The 1,472-nt window shown below is 67.1% G+C and carries 1 protein-coding gene; it reads right to left on the bottom strand.

The genetic code is table 11. The annotated features are described in order from the left end of the window. The coding region (locus tag F615_RS20255; protein WP_019562401.1) for a toxin VasX at window positions 1–1,472 on the bottom strand (1,472 nt) is incomplete at both ends.

Genomic DNA, 1,472 nt, shown 5'->3' with positions numbered 1-1,472 from the left:
CCAGGTCGAGCAGCTTGTCGGAGCGTTGCTCCAGCAGATACTGAGCCACTTCTTGCTTGAGCTGCGCCTGGTTGCCCAGCAGAGCGTGCCAGACATGGGCGTCGGGCTCGGTGGGGGCTTTTTGCAGTTGGGCCCAGTAGGTCTCGTTCACCGCGGCGTCATCGCTCAGCGGCGCCGGCGTCCAGGCGCTGGCCACTTCGCATGCAAAGGCTTCGCCCGGGCTGTGGTCCTGCGCGGTGCCCAGGGCGTTGGGGTCTTGGTCGTCAAAGTGCAGGCGCAAGTAGCGCTGCAGCTGCGCTGATCGCAGCGCAGTCATCCAGTCGGCTTCCAGCCGCGCCTGTGGCTGTGCATGGGTCACGCGCAGGGTCTGCTCGAACTGCTGCTTCCAGCGCTCGATGCGGTCTTCGTCCACATACTTGCGGTAGCGCTGCCAAGTGCGCTGCGCCGCAGCAAGGGCCCAGCGCTCGACCCGATCAGGGAACACCACCCGGCCCATGCCGGGGCCGTACCGCAAGATGTCTTGCCGCTCGGTCAGCGGCTCCCAGCGGGCGTTGGCGGGCCAACCGCGCGGGTTGGGTTGCACACGCATGATGTCTTCGAACGCCCCGCGGCTCATCACCAGGTCTTCCAGCTGCCTGCTGCGGGCCTCCATGTCGTCGATGATGGATTGGCGCAAGCCTTCGAGCAGGTGCAGGCTGGCCATGGGGTAGGCATGCTCGGGCTGCGCCAGCGCTTGCTTGGTCAGCTCATGGCGCGCCAGGCGCAGGGCATTGAGTTCAGCCGCATAGCCCAGCGGGTCGGGCAGGACCACGGCCAGCTCGTGACCGGCGGTCTTGGGGTGCGCAGCGGCGGCTTGCCGCAGGGTCTGGACCAGGTGCTCGATCTGCTGGGGCTTGGCCAGGCTGCGGAAGGGATACGTCGGCTGCAGCTTGGCTTCGATCTGCGGCAAATACCAGGCCGGCACGTTGCATTCGAGCAGCTGGCGTTTGAGATTGTGCACATCTGGCTTGAAGGCCGGCGCCGTGGCCGAGCCCAGGCGCACTTCCACCATGGCTTGCGCATTGGCACGGTTGCGCGCCTTGAGCTTGTCGCTCCAGAGGTTGGCGCTGAAGGCCAACCAGATGGATTGGCCGATGAGTTCGTGCGCCTGTGGAATGTACAGCAACCCGAATCCCGAAGGGTTGTGCTCGGGGCGGGTGCACACGGTGTCGGCCGAGGGCACCTCAAAGGCCGGGTGATCTGGCCCCAGCAGGTGGGCTTCGGGGGTGACGCGCCAGCTGTACCACCGATCGGTCTTGGGGATGTACAAGTGCACATAGCCGGCGCGCAGCAGGCGCAGCACCGGGCGGCTTTGCGTCAGCCCCTCAGGCACGAAGGGCGCCACCAGCTCCGGATCCACACGGGTGTGGGCCGCCCCCGGCGGCTGCAGCGCGCTGTGCAGCGCCAGCGGGCTGGGACGCAATAGCAGCAGC

Source organism: Caldimonas manganoxidans ATCC BAA-369, from assembly GCF_000381125.1.
Lineage (GTDB): Bacteria > Pseudomonadota > Gammaproteobacteria > Burkholderiales > Burkholderiaceae_C > Caldimonas > Caldimonas manganoxidans.
Note: the sequence above shows the minus strand (reverse complement) of the source record. Positions and strands in the feature narration are given on the sequence as shown.